The sequence below is a fragment of the Prevotella aff. ruminicola Tc2-24 genome (assembly GCF_900110895.1).
Lineage (GTDB): Bacteria > Bacteroidota > Bacteroidia > Bacteroidales > Bacteroidaceae > Prevotella.
The window spans coordinates 83,645-102,282 of the sequence record NZ_FOIQ01000005.1 but is presented as its reverse complement, the minus strand read 5'-3'; the positions used below and the strand labels follow the sequence as shown (position 1 = coordinate 102,282).

13 protein-coding genes are annotated in these 18,638 nt (G+C 42.4%); all 13 read right to left on the bottom strand.

Translation table 11 applies throughout. The features are described from left to right. Window positions 1-106: 106 nt before the first annotated feature. A complete protein-coding gene (locus tag BMY63_RS09855) occupies window positions 107-373 on the bottom strand; it encodes a hypothetical protein (protein WP_091900425.1) in 267 nt (88 codons plus the stop codon). Window positions 374-458: 85 nt separating this feature from the next. After that, entirely contained in the window at window positions 459-2,669 is a 2,211-nt protein-coding gene (locus BMY63_RS09850) for a hypothetical protein (RefSeq protein WP_177178426.1), read from the bottom strand. Window positions 2,670-2,772: 103 nt separating this feature from the next. Beyond that, on the bottom strand, window positions 2,773-3,012 hold the full coding sequence (locus BMY63_RS09845) for a hypothetical protein (protein ID WP_091900422.1): 240 nt from the start codon (window positions 3,010-3,012) through the stop codon (window positions 2,773-2,775). A 49-nt stretch (window positions 3,013-3,061) separates the two neighbouring features. Continuing rightward, entirely contained in the window at window positions 3,062-3,517 is a 456-nt protein-coding gene (locus tag BMY63_RS09840) for a hypothetical protein (protein ID WP_091916651.1), read from the bottom strand. 8 nt (window positions 3,518-3,525) lie between these two features. Then, complete coding sequence (locus tag BMY63_RS09835) at window positions 3,526-4,704, bottom strand: DUF4221 family protein (protein WP_091900420.1); 1,179 nt, start codon at window positions 4,702-4,704, stop codon at window positions 3,526-3,528. Further along, window positions 4,701-6,515: an O-antigen ligase family protein gene (locus BMY63_RS09830; RefSeq protein WP_177178425.1), complete on the bottom strand. Its 1,815-nt coding sequence runs from the start codon at window positions 6,513-6,515 to the stop codon at window positions 4,701-4,703. The genes BMY63_RS09835 and BMY63_RS09830 overlap by 4 nt, the downstream gene beginning before the upstream one ends. A 247-nt stretch (window positions 6,516-6,762) precedes the next feature. Then, window positions 6,763-9,582 carry an RICIN domain-containing protein gene (locus BMY63_RS09825; RefSeq protein WP_091916345.1) on the bottom strand — a complete coding sequence of 940 codons (2,820 nt, stop codon included), beginning with the start codon at window positions 9,580-9,582 and terminating at the stop codon, window positions 6,763-6,765. Between the two features lie 41 nt (window positions 9,583-9,623). Beyond that, window positions 9,624-12,842 carry an efflux RND transporter permease subunit gene (locus tag BMY63_RS09820; RefSeq protein ID WP_091916344.1) on the bottom strand — a complete coding sequence of 1,073 codons (3,219 nt, stop codon included), beginning with the start codon at window positions 12,840-12,842 and terminating at the stop codon, window positions 9,624-9,626. After that, on the bottom strand, window positions 12,839-15,895 hold the full coding sequence (locus BMY63_RS09815; protein WP_091916343.1) for an efflux RND transporter permease subunit: 3,057 nt from the start codon (window positions 15,893-15,895) through the stop codon (window positions 12,839-12,841). The genes BMY63_RS09820 and BMY63_RS09815 overlap by 4 nt, the downstream gene beginning before the upstream one ends. Before the next feature lie 17 nt (window positions 15,896-15,912). After that, entirely contained in the window at window positions 15,913-16,998 is a 1,086-nt protein-coding gene (locus BMY63_RS09810) for a hypothetical protein (protein ID WP_091902376.1), read from the bottom strand. A gap of 400 nt (window positions 16,999-17,398) precedes the next feature. Further along, entirely contained in the window at window positions 17,399-17,665 is a 267-nt protein-coding gene (locus tag BMY63_RS09800; protein WP_091902372.1) for a hypothetical protein, read from the bottom strand. Between the two features lie 97 nt (window positions 17,666-17,762). Continuing rightward, a complete protein-coding gene (locus BMY63_RS12210; RefSeq protein WP_143065771.1) occupies window positions 17,763-18,023 on the bottom strand; it encodes a hypothetical protein in 261 nt (86 codons plus the stop codon). Window positions 18,024-18,140: 117 nt separating this feature from the next. After that, on the bottom strand, window positions 18,141-18,413 hold the full coding sequence (locus BMY63_RS09795; RefSeq protein WP_091902370.1) for a hypothetical protein: 273 nt from the start codon (window positions 18,411-18,413) through the stop codon (window positions 18,141-18,143). Window positions 18,414-18,638: the final 225 nt, after the last annotated feature.

The window sequence follows — 18,638 nt, the reverse complement described above, 5'->3', positions numbered from 1 at the left end:
TTTCAAGCAATTCTTAATCGTCAGTGCTTTCATACGTCCTGTTATGCTCGTTCGTCAGAAATATAATAGCAGAGGTGTGCTATTCAAGCACCCTCTGCTATGATAATTAGAAATCATGAGATTTATATGGATCACAGTCGTTTGTATCAGAGCCGTATGAGAAGATACAGATCCAACCAGCTATACATTTTCCTTCGCCAAACCACTTCCACCCGAATGGGTCATCGTCTGCACATACCGCATGTACATCGGAGGTCATCGCTAGGTCACTCAGGGTGACGTCACTTGAGTTCGCTTTGTTGGTGTTCAGACCAACAACTGACAGAGCAGCAATCATGCATGCTGCAGCGCCAAATAATACTTTTTTCTTCATTGTTTATAAATTATTGGTAAATGAATTAATAGCGAGGACTTTCCCCGCTTTTTTCTCTCTCTGTTATCTTTTTATGTTTCATCATCTATTTGTTCCTGATGATTCTGAATGTGAATGTCTGATAGTCCATGAGTCCTGTACCATCGATGGCTTCGATGATGCCAATGAACTCGGTGTTAACATCTGAGGCAGTGAAAGTGATGTCTGCTTTACCGTTCTCATCGGTCAGTATGGCGGGCTTCCACTGTAACGAGTTCCGAGGGTCTGGTGTGGGGGAGGAGAGGTCAAGGGCGTCAGGTTCATAGAACTCACGACGTGGGTAATAGCCTTGTGCTTTCGACATTCCATATTTCTTTAGCAACTCCTCTTCTGTATATTGGGGGCCATTATATACGATGTCATGAGGAGGATCGTTCATATCCACAATCCATCTTCCATCAGAACCTATTGGAACATATTTGATGAGTTGGTATGTTTCACCCCGTCTCGGTACTATGCGTTTCCCTGAATAGATTGTTATTGGGCATCCTTCTGGGTGATGTGAATAACCGTGATAATCGTTAAGGTACATTTGCCCCCCATGTTTGCAGACCCATTCTCCACTTGCCATGATTGCAAGGCTATCCAGATAACCCGTCACCTTATCACGATAAGGTGAACGTCGTTTGGCTGTTACGTAGACGTCTTTCAGTACGACAGTCCCGAAGGCGTTGGTAATGTCGCGTTCTCCGTTGGCTGTCTCAAAGATGTGGTTCTGCGGCAGATACCTCGGTCTGCCCTGTTGATGATAGCTGATGCTGTCGAACGGGTTGACTAATGATAGTTTTGGCTTGGGACTTTTCGCCATAGGCTTTAAGTAGATATTCCCTCGCATCGCGTCCATCATAGCTGGTATAATCTCAAATCGGCCTATGGAATCCGACATCACAAGACATGTATCACTCTGAGGCGAGAATACCTGGATGAACTGCGTTCTGGCAACGAGATCCTTTCCGCTCACCCCGTCCGTTAGCAACGGGCGTCCTTGTGCAGGCTCCTTGTCCCAGACATAGCGTCTCCAGCCTTGCGTCATGAGCAACAGGTTGAGAGCCTGCAGGCGGTCTTCGTTCCGTTCGTCAAAATAATAGGAGGGATTGAAGATGTTACCCCGTATTTCTTCTGACAGATAGCAGTGCGAAAGGATGTTCTCATGTCCTGGAAGATAGAGATAGGCCTTGTCGAAGATACTTACGGCCAGTTCCGCCTTGAGCGGCTTGCCTCCATGATCTGTTACTCGCAGGCAGACCTTTCCCTCATCACGCCTGTTGTATTGCTGACGGTCTGTATGTGCAGTGATGTTCAGCCGTTGTATAGGATTGACATATACCAGTCGTTCAGCTACAGGGAACAGGTTGTCCCCGACTGTCAATGTGATCTCTGCGATGCCCTGCATCGGGAATCTCTCCTTGGGCATCCTGACAATCTGCTGTCCTTTGACTACTCCTTTCGCAGTGCAACAGAGCATACCGCGTATCTTGGCCAATATAGTAAACGGCCGTGCGATGGTGTCCGATGCTGATACAACGATCGTGATGCCAGACTCGTTGTTGCGTAAGACACGAAGTCCCATGCCTGTACGCTCTATGGCAGGAAGCGGGTAGGTCCTGCCATCTGAGAGAATCACCTTATAGTCTTTCCCCCATCGTGGTGTGATGGCAAACATTCCCATCCCGTCATGCAGGCTGCGGATGGCCGTTATCTCCCTGTCGTCCTCCATCACTTTTCCTGATATATCTTCAGGGAAACCTTTCCCATATGTCGCCTTGAAAGCTACAATGGTATTAATTCCGTCGATCAGCTGTCCCCCCTCAGGGAAGAGGTCAAACCTATGCTTAGTTGTTTGTCTTTCTATGGAATCGCGCTTTACCGCCTCAGATGAGATGGAGTCCATCTGCGTCACCCTGTCCACAACTCGAATCCTGCGAGGATGGATGGCTGTCGTGCTGTCCGTTGTGAAAGAAGAGCGAGTATAGCCCTCCAGATAATATTCTTCCTGCAGCCAATTCTCTCCGATATAGATATGCCCGTCACCTCGTCCCGATGTCAGGGGATATTTCTCGCTCCATACCACCTTACCCGTTTCACTCCTCACCTGCAGATAGAGCGTCTGACTTCTGTCCGACAAGGCCAGAGTCTGCCTGTCCATCAGATATGCCTTGAACCACATATCCTCGCCAGTCTCATATATATCCTTATTCGGGAATATATACAGCATGTCTGTGGTCTGGGCCGTCACTTGGCAAACCCAAAACATCATGGACAATATGGATATTGCGACAGACTTCATAAGCTCAGTCTCATTCTGTTATCAGAAACGAAATAGCAGAGAAGTGCTTTTCAAGCACCCTCTGCTATGGTTATTAGTTTGCGTACGGATCGCAGTCATGACTATCCATCCTGAAGATGCAGAAACCGTAGCCAAAGACTCTGTGCCCATCTGCAATCCAAGTGGAGCCACCCCAATCTGCATTTGCATCTGATGTCATCACTAGATCACTCATGGTAACGTTACTTGAATTCGTTTTGTTGGCATTCAGACCAACAACAGACAGAGCAGCAATCATGCATGCTGCAGCGCCCATAATAATTTTTTTCTTCATTGTAATATTTATTAGTTAATTGATAATAGCGAGGTCTTTCCTCGCCTTTTTATTTCAATAAGATCTCTTCGAGGTTACGTAATGCGGGTGTCTGAGGGGACTGGAACTCAAGTGATGCGACATGATGATCCTTGATTTCAACAACACAAGGATAGATAGAGTTGTGAGTCTGTACGATGAATGCATTATCTGTATCTGCATATATATTATCATGCTCTTTGAGTTTTAATCCCGTCTTTTGTTGTAAGATTTTAAGGGAGCTGATATTAGTCAGTACAAAGCCAATGGTTTTATCCGATACATGTTTTTTTAAGAAATACTCACCTTCTTGGATACACCCATTACAACCTACACCTGGTATAATGACAAGCCAGTTGTAATTAGAGAGGTCTACATGTTCGGAAAGGACATTATCTATAAAGTCTATTTCCTTTTGCCTTTCACTGTTACATGAACAAAATAGCAGACTAAAGAATAGCAATAAGCAAAATGATAATTTCTTCATAATGTTCATTATTTTAATTGAAATATTTTAAAAACCATATGATCTTCGTCCTGATTCTCAGGTGACAGATGCTCGATATTCAGACCTTCTTGCGTTATAAAAGCATTTTGAATATTCCACTTTTTCCCGTTTCCTATAGTTGTCTCTCCTAAATAATTGAAATCTTTGTCCATGATTACGATATTAATATCCTTGTCAGGTACGGAGTTGCTCTTTCGTTTGTCTGTGACTTTCTTCAACAAAAAACGATAATAGACGCCGCGATATATGTCATATATAATCGGGCCATACATATCCTGCATCACGTAATTCTCCGAGATGATGTCTTCTGGGGTCTCTTCTTTGTTTTGATAATCAATAGATGAGACATCGCCAGCATCATTACTTCCTCCATACACTTTTTTGTATGAGTCGGCATGTGGTGCCGTAATATACAAGTCATGTGATGGCGGGAAACTATATACCAAATTTCCATCAGGCGATACTGTTGCATGGGGAGCCGTTGGGTGTCCTCCTTCCCAGTTAGAATCGTGGCCATATAACTCTTCTGGATAACAATGCTCAAACTTCAATTTTCTAGACTGTATTCCAATGCTTGCAGAAAAGTGGAATGTTTGGATGGCCTTGGCTGGTATTGACCAAAATAATTGCCCTGTCATGATAAGTTCATTGCCCACCTTGATAATGGGGTTGGATGTAAAGAGATTGTATTGGGGTAGTTTGATAGGCCAATCTTTGCCCTCTTTCCCTTTTAAGGAGATATCATTTAACAGAACGTTTTGTTTGTAATTGAATAACGTTAAACTCATCTTAGCCATATCAAGCACGTAGACACTGTCTTCATTGACGATATAATAGGCTCCCGGTTTTACAACATCCTTTCCAAAATTATAAACTCCTAATAAACTACCTTCATTATAATCATAAAAATAAATAGAAGAATTGAATCTATTTAAGAAAGAAAGGACATCCCTCCCACCGATTTTACAGAACTGCATGTAAACAGCCTTGGGTGCAGACACAGAGTCTAATTCGAACACTTTTTCCCCGTTTTCAACTAAAGAACGAGTCGCATGAAGTTTCCCTTCTTGTGGATTACTAATAGTGATAACAGTACTTCTCTTGCAGGCAATGAAAGCCCCTGCACATAGAAGTATCAAAATGCAGTTGTAGAGTTTCTTTTTCATTGATATTTATTTATAATGTTTGTAATGTCTTTTCTTATCTGCTCTGAAGCGATGGAAGGCACTTTCTGTTTTTTATGGAGAATCCTGTATCCCATATCCACTACTTTTGTAGAATCCCCTTCTTTGTCATATAACTTAAACAATAGATATAACGGATAATCTTTTGATGGAACTAGCCAATGAGCTTTCCAATAATAGGTCTCTGCTAATGCCATGTCTCCTAACATCTCATAGTTCTGTCCCATCGTTGTATATGAAAAAGAGGTGATGGTGTGTTGTGTCGCTTGATGCAAGATCGTATTGCTCTCTTCGTATCTTTGAGCCAATGACAAGGCTTTCCCATAATTGTTTAGGAAATTACCGTCTGTACTAAAGAATGCATTTGCTTTCTTGTAGTGTGGTAATGCTTCTTTATACCTGTAGTCATGGTAATAGTAATTTGCTTTTTCCCAATCCTTCAGCGAACTTGCAAGCTCGTTGGTGTAACATGCTGTTATGATATTTAAGGAAAGGAACAGTATGCCCGATATTAATCTGCCAATTTTGTTCAACTTGAATGATAATATTATGTGACGATTGTCTTTGGCTGATAATGTAGAGATAAAAGCTAGACAAATGCACATGTTCAACGTTATGATGATGGTATGGAAAGGATAAGAAAAACATGAAAAAACAAGAATACTAAACAGACACAACTTTATCTGTAATAAAAACCTATTAGATCCTGAACGTACTGTCCATATAAAATAGATGATTGTTAGTAATATAAGTGAACCAATGATTCCTAGTTCAACCAATGCTTGGAGAGGCTCATTCAGACAGAATGCGATATTATCAGCGTAATCAGAGTAGCCTGACATCGGGTTGTTTCTGAAATACATTTCTTGTGCATTCATGTATGCTGGATTAAAATGGTTGTATCCCACTCCGAACCATATATTTGATTTGTCAAGTATCGATGCTGTTATTCCCCAGATATACAGTCTGCTAAAAGCAGATACTGTTTTGTATTTAAAGATGCAGACAGAAAGAATAAGTACAACCAATACTCCAGTGCCGTAGAGTAGGTATTTCTTGGTTTTTGTCAGTTTCACGATGTAATCTCGTATTGCGGGATAAAATAGTATGAGGCATGTCAGTAGTATGGAGACATACGCGGCTCGTGATTGGCTACATATAATGGCAGTTGCCGTAACAATGACTCCGAAATAATATATTGTCTTCTTCCATGATTGTTGATGTGCATCGAGCAGATTACCGTCTCTGATGATGCTTGTTAACGGAATCGCAAATATCATAGCCAGATATCCTCCTAAAGGTCCAGGATTGTAGAAACTGCCTGTTATGTTGAATAAGGAGCTCTGTGATTTGGCCACTCCAAATAATTGGAGCAGTCCATAACAGGCTTGAACAACAGCACAGATTACGAGAATAGTGGTAAGTTGTTTGATGGATTCTGCTCCCAAAGACCTTATGATAGCATATAATAACAGTAAACCTCCCAGAATGATATGCTGTCCTGTCAGATGATGAAGAAAGAGTGATTGTAGTAGTATATAGCATATTAACAGAAATACACAGATATCTAGTTTGGTGATGTGTATACAATTAAACCGAGAAAAGAAAAGAATTGCAGTTAGAATCGCTAAAGGCGAAAGGAATACCAACAAAGAAAGTCCCATTGCCTTCTCTCCCTCTCCACTAATATCTAACAGATGTGGTGCAAAGGGGAGAATAATAAGCATCAAATACAAAAACAATCTAATTGTCCAGGCCAGAATGTCTTGGCTTGTTTTCTTTTTATCGTTCATCTCTTCACATTTATTTTGGACTCGCGAACGCATCAGATGTCAAAAATGCGGTTAAGGCGGTCGTCATGAATAGTTAATATTTCGGTTTTTTTCGAAGCAAATATACAACATGGGATGTGTATATCCAAGTATTAGAGTTGACAATGAGTTGACAATAGACGAAGACGGGTTTTATGGTTACAAATAGCAAAGAAAATGATATAAAATGCCATGTGACACTTTATATCATTCTCTCAATTATCTATCCTTACCACCAAATCTGTTCACCATTCTCATAGGTGAATATACGTTCCTCTATGCCTTTCGTGAGATTTTTCAATAGGTACAATCCGTCACTTGGCATATCCTCAAGCACAATCTTATTGTTCTGTGCCTGTAACTCCGTCAGTTCAATCCATCTCCCACTATCATACATAAGTAATTGATAAATATCACCGACTTCGATGCAGTTACCGTCATTTCGGGGTATGAACCTTATCTTTGCCACGTCAGACGGCTGAGCCAGTTCCAGTCCTACCCAATGGCCATCGGGACTGATTCCGTTAAATCCTGTCAGGATATCGCCGTCAAAGACGGTCTCCTTCGTGTGACCGGGCATGCCCTGAGTGCCAAGTATCTTGCCGGTCAGTTTCTGGCCTTTGCTGTTATAGAACTCTATCTCATTAATGTTGCAATAGGAGTCCTTGTCGCCAATATAGCGAAGATACCGGTATTTGTTCCCAGCGTTCTCCAACTCCAGCTCATACCAATAGGCATCTGTATATCCCTGATGCTGATACAAGACCGTGCTTTGTGAGAAGTCTTTGACGTTACTCCCTTGGAACTCTCCCATATTCATTCTATACCTGAAGGAATCAAACTGAGCGAAGAAAGGATATTTGCGGAGTAACGTCATTGTCTGGCGTTTGGAGTTGTTGCATACGATTTCTCTGATCGATCCGTCTGGTTTCAGGATAAAGGGATTCCCGATGGGGATCAGGTCTTGACCCTGACAGATGCAGACGGAATATAGGATATTACGTCCCATAGACGTGAAGGTAACCTTGCCCCTTGATACCTTGCCATAATGAACGGGGATCCAGTGCTCCTTGTCGTTGACACAGATGTAGGCGATCTTACTGTCACGGAACTCCTTCGGAATGTCACGTACCACATCCGTCGTATTCAGATACTCGTCTGTGACATCTGTAAACGTCGGAAACTGGAATAACTCAGGGACGCTCTTCTCACCTCTCATGTCATCGACGATCTTATGGTTAACCTCGAAGCGGTATCTGTAGATCTTGGGCTTCAGATAGACGGGACTATGTGTGAACTGGGTCGTATCTCCCGGAACATATCCCATGTAAAAAGGTGTCGCTTTTCCATTAGGTAGAACTAGGGCATTCCATGTATGGTTATTAGTGCGGTTTCCCCAATGTGGCGTGAAATCTATGGCCACGGGAATTCCCATATATCTGGATAGTGCAGCTACATAGGAGGCCTCGTCCTTACAGGGTCCTGTACGGTATCGGCATAATGATGCCAGACTCGGAGTTACACTGCCTCTGGCTTTAGCGGGCACGAACAGGTCCATCGCATCCGTCACCCGCACAGCCTCAGACTGGGCATTTCCGATCCTGAAGAATGACCGGGCATAGGGGTTCTTTTCTTTCTTGGTGATCTTCCATTTCTGCGTGGCCTTTCCGGAATAGAAGTTCTGTACCAGGATCTCCTTGCCATTCTGCTTGTCGACGCGGGATTCCCAGAACAAGCCCGTCTGCTTGTTCATGATCTTGCACATGCCGTCACCCACAGGTATGATTGCCCATTTCTGGTGATTGATGTATCTGGACTGATAGGCGGTCACATCCCTTTCATAGCATCTGTCCGGATTGGTCACCAGGATGTATACCTGCTTACTTACAATCGCCAGGGTGTCAAGACAGACCCGATAGTCTTCCAGGTACAGGTCCACGGAGTCCATGGGAGCAATCCTCCAGCACGGATAGCCCTGATAGTCCAGACGCATGTTGAGCGTCCTGTCATCCGGCGAATAGCTGCGCAGTGTGATGGGCTGACCAATCGTTGACTGTATGGTGTCGAAGGATACATAGTTGCTCGTTCCCACATTCTGTATCTGGCAATAGGAATCGGAGTAGTCGACCGCCTCTTCCGAATGATAAGGCTCATAGGCCCCCACTTCCATATAGTCAAGGACAAACGGCTTGTTGGCAGACCCTATCGTAATCTTGTTCTCCCCTTTCTGCAGGTTCAGCACGATTCCTGGAAGAGAGGTCTTGAATGAATACTCACTTTCGACCTGCATCAGGTCAACGGTTCCGACGGTCTGGCCGTTCACCTTTACCTGTGCCTTCGTGCCTACCGCTGTCGCATTATATCTGAGTCGTACGATCTTCTGTACATCCATGTCTGACGGGATGCTGAAAGTGACAGAGGAATTGTCAGGGGAAAACTGAACGGCCTTTCCTTTCTGGGCATTGACAGATTCGATCACCTTCGCATTGACGAGATGTCCTTCAAAAGCTGAGAACTGAACGCCTTGATCACTGTACGCGACATCGGCATCCAGATACGGGAATAAGGTCTTAATGGTTTGTCGCCAATCACTTACAGGTTCATCGGAAAGCCTGTATGGCAATACGTAATTAAAGAACGTGGATTGATCATACTCGTTTTTCCAGTTCACTTTTGCCCAGAGGTCGCAGGCATCATCTATCGCCTTGATCAGGAATTCGGCTTTTATCTTTCTAATATCCGAGACCTTCATGACGGCTTGTCCGGTAAGCTGCTTGGTTTCCGCGTCGACAACACTATCACGAAATTCAACGGCATGCGTCCCCATTGCTGCATAAGCCTTCACATACTGATCTGCAATCTCACCATATAATGCGTGATGGTAGGGCATGTTCTCAATCAGGAACTTGGCCGACTCATACTTCAATGGGTCGGGATCGTTCTTAAAATGATCCAGCACTTTTTCTAACTCCTGACGGTTGTCACCCGCCAGTTTTAATGCTTGATCTACCTTTTGCTCGCATGAACAAAGAAAAGTTAAACACAGCATTAATAGTGTCGCCGTTTTTTTGCTTATATACATCATAACTATTATTTATGGTTTTTAATTTGATTGTTATTATCTTTGTGATTGAGTCTCATAAATATTGGCATCACGAATACAATCGCTATAACCGAGAAAAGCAACCCGCCCGCCGAGCCAATGGCGAACGAGAACCAAAAAGGCTCGTCCTTTCCATCGATGAAGAACGGTATTAAGCCGAGAACCGTAGATAGAATCGTTAGGAATACAGCCGTAATCTTATGGTTATAAGCCCTTACATATAATGCCGTACCGGCTTTTTGACGATTCTTTCTCGTTATGCTCAGGTATTCATAAATAATGTAGATGCCTCCGTTTACTGTCAATCCACTTAGTAGTACCAGTGAGGCAAAGCCACCTGTTCCGAATTCCACACCAGAGAAGTAATAGGTTAGGAATGTTCCAATAAATGATACCGGAATAAGGGATATAATGACCAATGGCAGCCTGAGAGACTCGAACAAAATGGAACAAATGAAGTATATGATAACCACAATGAGTAAGATCAGCCAATATTGTGTGCCGTTATCCTCATACCATCCGTACGTTGCGTTTCTGCATTTGTAGCCGACAGGAATCTTCGCATTATACTCCTTGATGGTTTTCTTAATATATTTGTCTGTATATGTGTAAGTGCCTAAAACGTTGAAAGCAACTCGTAGTATATACTCTTGATTCTTTTTAGGAATACAATTTTTCGCTTCCCGCCTATTAATCTCCATGAAGTCAGACAGTTTTGTGTCATTACCATTCACTTTCATATATGCATTTTGTAGATGCCAAAGATCAAATCTGTCTTTCTCTGATGATTTTAGATGCATGTCGGATGACAGATGAGTGTCATGGTATTTTTCTATGTCATAGCCTGATAATATCTCACGCAGAGCCTGATGACTGGCGATGAGATCAAAATTGTAGAGTGCCATTCTCTCTTTATTGTAATCCATAAAGAACTCATCCTCTTGGTTCTCGTGCCCAGGAGTCTCTATGGTTAGGTCTACCACGCGGCTGTTTTGTTTCATCGTCTTACACATCTCCTCGGCAATTCTATACAGACGGTCATAGTTATAGCCAATGATCTCAATTCGGTTTGAGCGGAACTGTAAATTCAAGGAGTTGCTGAATCCTCGTTCGCTTACACCGCTGGTACTCCAGTCTGCTCCACCAATGGAGATGATTTTCCCGATGACCTTACTCTCTAATAGATATGGAAAAGATGTTTTTTTGAATTCGTCTTTGAACTCGACAACAGTCGTTGATCCCCATGATTCCACTCGGGTTTCAAACCGTTTGATCTCTTTATATCCGGATAAAAAATTTTCGAGGATAACGACCTTCTCGTTCAGTTCTGTTGCACTTCCTCCTAATGGCATCTGTGCCCTGATGGTCAGTTTCTTCTCCTTGTCTTTTTCTGAGTTATAGGTATTGTCGGAGAGAGATTCGGAAAACAAACGCATTGTGCCACCGAAGAGTTTTGACAAGGTATCCTTGCATTTCAGTTGGAAGAAATTACTTCCCAATGTGGCATTGTACATATCATGCCATACCTTATGGGATTCTTCGTCTTTTTGGTCCTTTCCCAGTTCTGGAGGCAATGCATGAAAGGGAATGCCAAAAGCTAACACCAAAATGATGATGTAGATCCATTTATGCTTTTGTGTGAATGATACGTATCTAGTATAGAAGTGGGTCCATCCCGTTACTAGTTTTTTATGTCGGATATGTCCCTGCTGATAACTTCTATATTCCATTTGTTCTATCAGAGCTGGCGTGAAAGCGTAAGCCACAAAGAGAGCCACTGACAGATTGACAATGATGATCCATGCAAAATCATACAGATCCTTTTGTATAAATTCGGGTAGCCAGAATACAATCACCAGTGACCCGATGGTGGTCAGTAATGCCGCGAGGATTGCTAGGAATGCTCGACGGTTATGGTAGTAGCTATAGTGGTCGGTCATCACGATAGACGCATCAATGACCAGACCCAATGACACAGTAATACCAGCCAAGGAATAGATATGTAGTCGAATGTCTAGTATCGAGTATGCGATAACTGCTGTCAAGATGATGGCAACCAGTGTTGTCGCCATGATCGTGAGATACTTCCAGTCTCTTTTTGTCAACCAAACAAAGAACAATAAGATGCCTAGCGCCATCAAAGAGCGCCATACTAGTTTGTGTAGCTCGCTTTCTCTTTCTTCCGCTCCGTCATATGTCAGCGTCAGATAGATTCCCTTCCTGAATTGCTTTTCAGTTTCTTTGATCTGTTTCTGAATCTTATTGGATAATGATATCTTATTTGCTTTCGCATCAACGTGGATATTCAGGTAGATGGTGTTCAAGCCGTTTACCCGGAAATACTTGTCTGGTTCTTTGTTTTTATATTCATAGGAGGCCAGATCATTCAAATAGATCGTCTTACCGTCGACGACTCCGACAGGCATCTGTTCCAGAGGTTTCACGAACTTACCTGTTGTCAGATAGAGGTCAATTCTTTTTTTTGTTCCTGCTCTTTGGCCGTCTACTCCTATGGCCTCTATATCGGAGTCATGATGAACTACCTCGCCCACAATATCCTCGCGGCCGATGAAACTACGGATACTTTTTTCTATATCGTATGCGGTCAGTCCATAATTGGCAAGGATAAACGGGTTATACGTAATCTCTATTACCTTGCTCACTCCTCCTGTCACTTCCACTCGTCTCACGTCTTCCAGTTGCTTGACGATAGGCTCTACCTTCCTTTCTATATATTCTTTTAGTTGCTCGTCACTTAGATTAGAGTTGATTTGGTAGGTCAACAATAACTGAGTCGTCTCACTTCGTCCCTTCTCGTTCACCACTTCACCTCCTGTCAAAACAGGATAAGAGACGCCTTCCGGTAATCGTTTGTGTATCTGCTTTAGCAATGAGGATATTTCAAATTTTGTGGATGAGACATCTGCCTCCTTTTTTAGTTCCACGACAACCTTTCCTGATCCGAAATACGATTCTGAAGAGACGCTTTCAACACCCTTGACAGCGGATATCAATCCCTCAATTCTAGAGGTGACGTTCTGCTCGATGACCTTAGCTGAAGCCCTTTGCCAGTAGAACTCTACAGTCAATGTCTTACCCTGTCGTGGACGTGGATTATCTGCCACGTCTATCTTTGGAAGCAGTGCAGCCCCAACCACCATGAAAATGGCAAGTATCAATAGAAGGGTGAAGTTGGATACTTTCATGCTCGTTTACGATATATCAGGTAATAGAATAATGGAATCAGGAACAGACTGACCATCGTTCCGATAGCCATACCAACAATAAGCGTCAACGACAGAGGGTATTGCAAGGCGGATCCCATGTCACCTCTTTGGAGGAATGGCAGAATAGCTAGTATCGTCGTGAGCGAGGTCATAACAATTGGCTTCAGACGGTTATGCCCGGCAGTCATGATGGCGCGGAGTAGGGGAGCGCCACCTCGTCGTAGTCGGTTGATACTGTCTATCTTTAAGATAGAATCATTGATGATAATACCACTCATAACTACAAGTCCTATCATGGACATCACATTTACCGATTCTCCAAATACCCATAACACCGCAATAACGAAGAATACGTCAATAACCATTTCTGTTAAGATAATGAATGGCTGGATAAAACTTTCGAATTGGGCTGATAGAATGAAATAGAGCAAAGCCAATGCTACACTCAAGACTAAGGCAAGCTCTTTGATCATTTGTCTGCTGGAGAAATATCCACCTGCGAATGAAGCCGATAGTTCTGCCTTGGGCTGATGAACATATTCGTCTACATATCTCATAATCTGTTCAACCTTTTTGTCATTGGCATTCAGATCGATGCTAAAGTATTCTCCACTGTTTCCTGCCTGCAGTCGCTTGTAGTCCTCACCTCTAGTCTCTTTGACTAAGTATACTATAGGGATATCAACTCCTTCACCGTTTTTGACGCTGCTATTCAGTATGCGGTCGCTTTCTCTGTTGTCTGTTCCCACGATTACAGGGATACTCTGTGCCCCGTCATTGATATTGAATATCTCATTTTTGCTGATCAGTTCCTTAAGTCTGCTGTAGAGTTGTTCATAGCTCACCTTATAGATGGCCATCTGTTCCATGTCTGCCATGTACTGAATGTTTGTCTCAGTGAGTACAGGCATGATAGCGATGTCAGTAAAATGAGTACGTAAGGTATCTGTAAATCTTCGTGCGGTAGCAATATCCGGCCTTCGACCGTCTTGATCCTGTAGGTGTATCTCTAGATCCGATTCATTTGTAGAAAAGACCAAGTTATACAGGTTACCAGACTCATTAAATTCTACTGAAGCTGATGGGTAACGTTCTTTCAATAGTTCAACGATCTTTTCCTTTGCCTTTTCCAGTTTCTTTTTAGATGGTGTTTTGAAGTATACGACAGCTTCAGAGGCAGTGATATCCTTCGTATGAGAAAGCAGAAAATCTTGTGCTCCTATCATCGATGTAGAAGTCACGGTTTCTTTCTCAATACCATTCATCAGTTCCATGATTCGTCGGTCATTCTCATCTGCAGCTATTCCCATATTCCAGTCAATACTCATCAGTGTGTCATCATGATCGACCTTTGGCATCCGTTCCTTTTCTATCTGCCAGAAAAAGAAAAGTGTCAAAGGAATAAGACAAACAAGTGTAATCAGACAAGCCTTTGCATGCCTGAATACCCATCCCATGATACTTTTGTAAGGACGATAGAGGTTAATTTGCCTCTTTCTCTCTTCTGTTGGCGCATGATGATGCTTCCGGAACAGGAAATGGAAATATACAGGGATTACCAACGAGGCAACAGCTAATGACGCAAACAGGGCGATAGTTACGCCCATGGCCTGATCATAGAAAAGTGTCCCGGCAATACCACTGAGAAAGATCAAGGGTAAGAACACCGAACAGGTCGTTAGAACAGAACTCAGCATCGGAGCGAAAACTTCACGTACTCCGTTTACGATGGCCGTTTGAAGTCTTTCTCCTTCTCTCCATCTTCGCATCATATTGTCGATTACGATGATAGAGTTGTCTACGATCATTCCAACTCCCAATATCAACCCTGACAAAGAAATGATATTCATTGAGATGCCTATTATGTAGAAACTGAGCAGGGTCAGTATTAATGAGAGTGGAATGGTCAGTACGATGAGTAGTGACAATCGCCATTGACGCATAAACAAGAATAAGATCAGACAGGCCAGTAGTACACCGACATACAGATTTGTCTTTAGGTTTTTGATGGTATAGGTCAGCAGGTGTGTCTGATCTCTGGTAAGTTCAAACTGAATATCAGGATACTCTTTCCTCATCTCGGAAAGTAAGGCCTCCATACTCTCCTGCAAATCTGCCATTTGTGCATCATTCTGCTTGATGATGGCAAGTGTGATGGCGTTGTTTTTGTTGTGTCTTACCTTTCCGTTTTGCTGAGCTATATGTTCTTTGATGCTACATAGATCTTTCAACTGCAACAATCGCCCTTCATGATTGATATAGATGTCTTCTACATCTTCTTTTGTTAGCAGTTGGGAATCGAAATGAATATTATATCGAAAGATGCCATCTACCACACTTAAAGCCTCCAGTGTGATATTGTTTTTTTTGATGGCATTTTCGATATCTTGTGTACTCAGGCCTATGGATTGCAACTTCTCGTAATCAGGAATACACTCGATCTCAGTTCCAACAGTACCGCTGATGTCAACCATTGCTGTCTGTGGAAGCTGTTCGATACGCTTACTTACCACCCCTTTTGCGAAACGTCCTAATTGGGCAAATGCTAACCCTGCTGTCTCAGCGTATTCATCCGCTTGGGGGGATTTTTCATCTGTCCGTTTAAGCCATATGTCGAGATAAAAGGCTGGAATATCCATAGCACTGGCCTTGATCACTTTGGGACGTTCCATGTCTTTTGGCATGGTATTCATCGAACGGTCGATCTTTTCATTGACCTCAATGAAGAGAAGATCAACATTACTTCCTGGTTCAAAGGTCATCACCACATGCCCGGCATCCATCCTTGCCTCACTGCGTATATCCTTCACTCCTGCCACCTGCATTAACTGACCTCGTAGTGGCGATATTACTCTCTGTTCTATCTCTTTGGCGGAATGACCGGGGATATTTGCCTGTACCGTTATCTGTGGCACATCAATGTCAGGCATAAGCGATACAGGGATAAAACGTAGTGCCAGACACCCCATCACCACAACAGCGATAAGGCACATGGTTACAGCAATAGGTCGATGGATGATTTTACTCAGCATGGAATCAATAACGCATTCTAGTTAATATCAATCTTGCATTTCAGCAGTTTACTATTTGAGTCTAATATATATAACATCTTCTGATGTTCGTCATAATCGAAATGATTAAACTGAATCTCCGATTTGATTTCGCCAATGGGATTTCCAGACCAGTCAAACAGTAAGATAGAGGGATAGTATGGCTTATCATCAATGTAATGACCTTCTGTGATGTTGAATTCCAAAACGGCGAAGCCAAAGCTATAGGTCCTCAGGTCAGCAAACATATACATACGATCAGATTCCGGAGTTTTTAGAATGTCACTCAACTTGTCCTGCTTTTTACCTATGCATATGGTATATCCGTTGTCTTTTTGCAATGAGTAGATGTTGATATAGTTCATTCCGAGCAACGACTCTACGACATAGTCGTTGGATGGCGCCATAGCAATCAGCGTAGACATAATATTGAAATCCTCATTCATAGGCACTTCAAATTCATTCATTTTATTAATGAATGGTTTGGATTGAACACCGGTTCGCGTGATGATAGAGCGGTTTTGGTGAGTCTCCATTTTATCAATTTCGCGAATATATATTAAAGTGTCACCTATGGTCTTTGCCCAGAAAGCATATCGCGGAAGTGCTTGACTATACTTAAGCTCTTTTGTGCAGACTTTCTTGTCTGCAATGGATTGGGTAATGTTTACTGCATAGACTCGACCTAAGATTGGGTCGTATACATTGGCAAAAATAGAATCATTTGCAGTCTCAAATGTCATGTGTAGTGTCAGATCAATGCCCTGTACGAATTCTCCAATGGCTTTTCCTTTGTTAAGAAACCGTCCCAACGACTTCATGGAGTCTATGGAAAGAACATCAAGTATACCGTAATCCTGATCTGTATCGATGAACAGGAGCGAGTCGTATACGACGAAATCCTCGATGAAATAATCTGGCGTGTTGACAGAAGTCATATCATTTGCACGCAGTGTTTGAATTTTGGGAAACGAGTAGACTTTTTTTACCTCCTCGAATCCCATGTATTCCTTGTTACTATCAACTTTATTATGACAAGAAACAAGACAAACTAATGCAATTATATAGAATATACCTTTTTTCATATGATCATTATTTGTAGGGCTGTCTCATAGAAACAGCCCTGATAATTTAGCATTTGCCTTTGCCACTACCAGTAGAGTTCTTTAAAAGCCTACATTGGTCACAGTACAAGATCTGGCTCCCGTGTTTATAAATTTTATTTTTATAACAATCGAGTCCGCCACTTTCTGATTTGGAAAGAGCCTCAACATTCTGAGTCAGCAGACCATTCTCGTATGCATTTGACTGGAACGTCTTTGTGCCAACGAACGTAGCGATGGCAACCGCTGCAATGCATGACAGCTTGATTACTTTCTTCTTCATAAATAAATTGTTTAAAAAGTTAATAATACGGGCATACGCCCTTTTGTTACTCGCTTCTCGTATATCTACAGGACTGTCTCTTAGAAACAGTCTTAATGATTAGAGATAACAGAAACCTGATCTATTCTTTTCTTTAGCTCCACTAGCATATTTACATGTTGAACAATGCCTAAAGTAGTATCCGTGCCAAGGTTTTGTGTCGTAGTAGCAACTGTACCTTTTGCCGCTTTCCGATTTCGACAGCGCCTCAACATTCTGAGTCAGCAGACCATTCTCGTATGCATTTGACTGGAGAGCCTTTGTGCCAACGAACGTTGCGATGGCAACCACAGCAATGCATGACAGCTTGATTACTTTCTTCTTCATAAATAAATTGTTTAAAGAGTTAATAATACGGGCATTTGCCCTTTTTTACTTACAGCTTTTATATCCATAGAGCTGTCTCAAAAAACAGTCCCAATAATTAACGATAGCATGTACCAGAACCTCTCGGTGCACCATAGGCATAGTCACATGTTATACAATCTCTATATAATCCCCCGTGCTTATACTTATTGAGGTAGTAGCAACTGTACCTTTTACCTCCTTCCGATTTAGACAGGGCTTCAACATTTTGGGTCAGCAGACCATTCTCGTATGCATTTGACTGGAGAGCCTTTGTGCCAACGAACGTAGCGATGGCAACCGCTGCAATGCATGACAGCGTAATTACTTTCTTCTTCATAATTAAATTGTTTAAAGAGTTAATAATACGGGCATTTGCCCTTTTGTATGGGTTTTAATAGATAAGGGAGGTCTCCCTATGCTACCTGCGAAATGGTCTTTTCTTGATAATGCAGTCTCAAAAAGAGAACCATGGCTTGCATTTACTTTTGCCATTGGCAGCTGCACTGCCAACATACAAACAAGTCTTGCAATACCTTGTTATGCTTCCATGCTTATATGCATAGGTGACGGCACAATCGACTTTCTGGCCCTCTGAGTTAGACAGTGCCTCAACATTCTGTGTCAGTAAACCATTCTCGTATGCATTTGACTGGAAAGTCTTTGTGCTAACGAACGTCGCGATGAGCACAGCTGCAATGCATGACAGCGTAATTACTTTCTTTTTCATAAATAAATTGTTTAAAGAGTTAATAATATGGGCATATGCCCTTTCCTCTATTTATTAGCATATTGTATACACCCATAAGTCCTTTCTTCAACTTTTAGATTACTTTGGATGAATATGGGGCGTAGAAATTTATTTATGTTGAAACCATTTATATGTTAATAGGGGCTGTCTCATAGAAACAGCCCTAAAGATTAGAGAAAACATTGAGATACACCTCTGCCAGTA